2 protein-coding genes are annotated in these 4,747 nt (G+C 73.3%); both read right to left on the minus strand.

What is annotated here, in order from left to right; translation table 11 throughout:
* Window positions 1–1,669 (minus strand): type I polyketide synthase (locus tag ACX9I7_RS32270; protein WP_459389349.1); only part of this gene is annotated, 1,669 nt, incomplete at its 3' end.
* A gap of 39 nt (window positions 1,670–1,708) precedes the next feature.
* The coding region (locus ACX9I7_RS32275) for an SDR family NAD(P)-dependent oxidoreductase (protein WP_459389350.1) at window positions 1,709–4,747 on the minus strand (3,039 nt) is incomplete at its 5' end.

Genomic DNA, 4,747 nt, shown 5'->3' on the forward strand with positions numbered 1-4,747 from the left:
TGCCATCGGCGTCCACCACGCCAGGGCTACCGCCTTCGGAGGCCACCGTCGCCAGGCCGGCCAGCAACTCCTCACGGTCCCGGCCCACCACCACCGCACGGTGCTCGAACGCACTGCGCGTGGCGGCCAGCGACCAACCCACATCCACCGGATTCAGCTCAGGCCGCGTCGAAACGAGCGAGTGCAGTCGGGCAGCCTGCTCCCGCAGCGCCGCTGCGGAACGGCCGGACAGCACCCACGGCACCACATCGGCGGTCGGCTCGTCATCGGCCGCGGTGGGCTCGACGGGCGGCGCCTCCTCCACGATGACGTGGGCGTTGGTACCAGATATGCCGAAGGAGGACACACCCGCCCGGCGCGGCCGGCCGTCCGTAGCGGACCACTCCCGCTGCTCGGCCAGCAGCCGCACTCCGCCCGACGACCAGTCCACCTCGGGCGTGGGCTCCTCCACGTGCAACGTCCTCGGAAGGACGCCCGCGCGCATCGCCATGACCATCTTCATCACACCCGCCACACCGGCGGCGGCCTGCGTGTGCCCGATGTTCGACTTCACCGAACCCAGCCACAACGGACGGTCGTCCGACCTCCCCTGCCCGTAGGTGGCGAACAGTGCCTGCGCCTCGATGGGGTCGCCGAGCTTGGTGCCCGTGCCGTGCGCCTCCACCACGTCCACGTCGGTGGGAGCGAGCCGGGCGTTGGTGAGCGCGGCGTGGATGACGCGCTCCTGCGAGGGACCGTGCGGCGCGGACAGGCCGTTGGAGGCACCGTCCTGGTTGATCGCCGAGCCGCGCAGCACGGCCAGTACCTCGTGGCCGTTGCGCCGGGCGTCGGAGAGGCGTTCCAGCACCAGCACGCCGACGCCTTCGGCCATGCCCATGCCGTCGGCCTCGGCGGAGAACGCCTTGGAGCGTCCGTCGAGCGCCAGTCCACGCTGGCGGGAGAAGGACACCAGCGACAGCGGGGTGGACATCACGGTCACGCCGCCGGCCAGGGCCAGTCCGCACTCCCCCGCGCGCAGCGCCTGGGCTGCGAGGTGGAGGCCGACCAGCGAGGAGGAGCAGGCGGTGTCCACCGTGACGGCGGGGCCTTCCAGGCCGAGCGCGTAGGACACCCGGCCGGAGACCACGCTGGAGGCGTTGCCGGTCAGGAGGTGGCCTTCGGAGCTCTCCGCCCCGCTGGTCCTGCCGTAGTTGCTGTTCCACGCTCCGACGTAGACGCCGACGTCCTTGCCGCGCAGCGACGACGGGTCTATGCCGGCCCGTTCCAGCGCGCCCCAGGAGCACTCCAGCAACAGTCGCTGCTGCGGGTCCATCGCCAGCGCCTCGCGGGGTGAGATGCCGAAGAAGCCGGCGTCGAACTCGCTCGCGTCGTAGAGGAAGCCGCCCTCGCGGACGTAGCACGTACCCGGCTCGTCGGGGTCCGGGTCGTAGAGCTTCTCCAGGTCCCAGCCTCGGTCGTCGGGGAATCCGGCCACCGCGTCGACGCCGTCGTCGAGCAGTTTCCAGAACTCCTCGGGCGAACGCACTCCGCCGGGGTAGCGGCAGCCCATGCCCACGATGGCGATCGGCTCGGAGTTCTTGTCCTCTGCCTGCCGCAACCGCTCGGTGGCATCGGCCAGGTCGGCGGTGACGCGCCGGAGATAGGTGCGGAGTTTCTGTTCGTCCGCCATGGGGAGGCCCATCCTTTTCGCGTGGTGGTTCGGCAGAGGTCAGGAACGCCCGAACTTGGCGTCGATGAAGTCGAAGAGATCGTCGTCGGCCACGTCGTCGATCTGCTCTCGGGTGGTGGAACGTTCGCCGCCCTGGGCCTGGTCCCACTTGGCCAGCAGGGACTTCAACCGCACGGTGAGCGCCGCTTGTTCGGCGGGGTCGGGCAGGACCACGGGCAGGCTGTCCGGGGACAGTGCGGCGACGGTGGCCTCCAGGCGGGTCAGGTCCTCGAGGAGCGAGGTCCGTGCCGGGTTGGCGTCGGGTGCGAGCCGGGTGCCGAGGTAGGTGGCGAGCGCCGCGGCGGTCGGGTGGTCGAAGACCAGGGTGGCCGGGAGGGAGAGGCCGGTGGCCGCCGCGAGGCGATTACGCAGTCTGACGGCCGTGAGCGAGTCGTAGCCGAGGTCGCGGAAGGGCCGGTCGGCGGGGACGGCGTCCGCGCCGGGGTGCCCGAGCACGAGTGCGGCCTGGGCCCGTACGTCGGCGAGCAGCGCGCGGCGTCGTTCGTCGCCGGAGAGGGTCGCGAGCCTGGCGACGAGGTCCGGCACGTCGTCCGGGGCGTCGGGGGCCGGTGCCGGGCGGGCTTCGGGGATCTCGTCGAGCAGCGGCCGGGGGCGCGCCGCCGTGTAGCGCGGCGCGAAGGTCCGCCAGTCGATGTCGGCGACGACGAGGGTGCGCTCGTCGCGGTCGAGTGCGTGGTGCAGGGCGTCGATCGCGGTGTCCGGCCTCATGAAGCGCAGGCCCTGCTTGTGCAGCCATTCCTCGGCGGGCCCGGCCGCCATGCCGTCGCCGTCCCAGGCGCCCCAGGCCACCGAGGTGGCGGCCTGGCCCCGGCGTCGGCGTTCCTCGGTGAGGGCGTCGAGGTGGGCGTTGGCCGCCGCGTAGGCGCCCTGCCCGCCGCTGCCCCACACGCCGGCGCCGGAGGAGAACAGGATGAACGCGTCCAGGTCGCCGAGGAGTTCGTGGAGGTTGCGGGCTCCGGCGGCCTTCGGCGCGAGGACGGCGGCGATCTCGGCGGTGTCGGTGTCCAGCAGTCGGGCGCCGCGCCCGGAGCCCGCCGTGTGCACGACGGTACGGATCGGCGGCCCGGCCGCCCGGACCCGCTCCAGGAGCGCGGCGAGCGCGTCGCGGTCGGCCACGTCGCAGGCGGCGAGGGTGACCTGGACACCCATGGCGGCGAGCTCGTCGCGCAGTCGCCCGGCGCCCTCGGCGTCCGGGCCGCGGCGGCTGACCAGCACCAGGTGCCGTATGCCCGCGCCGGCGAGCCAGCGGGCGACGTGACCGCCCAGGCCGCCGGTGCCGCCGGTGACCAGAGCCGTGTCGCGGGGTCGCCAGGCGGGGGCCGGTGCGTCGTCGGGGAGGGGTGCCCGTACCAGCCGCCTGGCCAGCAGCCCGGCGGGGCGCAGCGCGAGCTGGTCCTCGCCTTCCGGTGCGGCCAGCACGGCGGCCAGCAGGGTGGCGGCGCGCTCGTCGAGCTCGGCGGGGAGGTCGAGGAGGCCGCCCCACAGTTCCGGGTGCTCGAGTCCGGCGACCCGGGCCAGGGCCCACAGTTGCGCGGACGCCGTGGAGGTCACCGGGTCGGCGCCGGGGTCGCCCGTCTCGTCGCGGGTGAGTGTCCACAGGGGTGCCCGTACGGCGGCGTCGGTGAGCGCTTGGACGAGCAGTACGGTGTCGGCGACCGCGCCGGGTACGACGTCGTGGTCCGGGTGCGCGGCCGTGGTGAGCCCGAGCAGGGACACGATGCCGGCCGGCCGGGTCGCGCGGAGTCGTTCGGTGAGTGCCGTCCGGGTTTCCCCCGGTGCCAGGACCAGGCGGTCGACGTCGGCGCCGTGGTCTCGGAGGGCCGAGCAGATCCGGTCGGTCATGTCGTCGTGCGCGGCTTCGGCGGGCACGACGACGGTCCAGCGGCCGTCCAGTGCCGCCGGGGTGCGCGGGTCGGCCACGGGCCGCCACCGGACGCGGTACCGCCAGCTGTCCACCGCCGACTTCAGCTGTCGCTCCCGGTGCCAGCCGGACAGGGCGGGCAGTACGTCCTTGAGCGGCGGTCGGAGGTCCGTCTCGACGGCCGCCCGGCCTTGGAGCATGCCGGCCAGCCGGTCGAGGTCGCCCTGTTCGACGGCGCTCCAGAAGTCCTGGTCGCCGTGGTCGGCGGGGTTCCGGGGCCGGTCCGGGGCCTCCAGCCAGTAGCGTCGGCGCTCGAAGGCGTAGGTGGGCAGGTCGATCCGCCTGCCGCCGTCCAGCAGCCGTGGCCAGTCGACGGCGACGCCCCGGGTCCAGGCTTCGGCGGCGGCCGAGACCATCCGGGTGAGGTCCGCGTCGTCGCGCCGGAGGCTCTCCAGCACCACGGCCCGGTCGGCGGTCTCCTCGATGCCGACGGCGAGGACGGGGTGGGGGCTGGATTCGAGGAACGTCGTGTGGCCTTGGTCCAGCAGGAACCGTACGCCCGCCTGGAACTCGACGGTCTGACGCAGGTTCCGGTACCAGTACTCGGGTCCCAGCTCGGCGGTGTCGATCCGTTCGCCGGTCACGGTGGACACGAACGGGATGTCGGAGGTGCGGGGGGAGATCCCGGCGAGGGCTGCCAGGAGTTCGTCGTGGATCAGCTCCACCTGCGGGGAGTGCGAGGCATAGTCGACGTCGATGCGGCGGGCACGAATGCCTTGTTTCTCGCAGGTGGTGAGCAAACCGTTCAGGCCGTCGGTGTCACCGGAGACCACGGTGGAGGACGATCCGTTGACAGCGGCGACGGAGACGCCGGGGTGCTCCGGCAGCATGGCGACGACCTGGTCGCGGGGCAGGGCGATCGAGACCATCCCGCCCAGTCCGGACAGCTTCTCGGCGATCAGCCGGCTCCGCAGGGCCACCACGCGTGCGGCATCGTCGGGTGACAGCGCTCCGGCCACCGTGGCAGCGGCGATCTCACCCTGCGAATGGCCGATCACCGCCGACACCGGCACACCCCACGACCGCCACAACTCGGCCAAGGACACCATCACCGCCCACAGCGCCGGCTGCACGACATCCACCCGGGCCAGCGCCGC

The sequence above is a fragment of the Streptomyces sp. L500 genome, assembly GCF_054551825.1.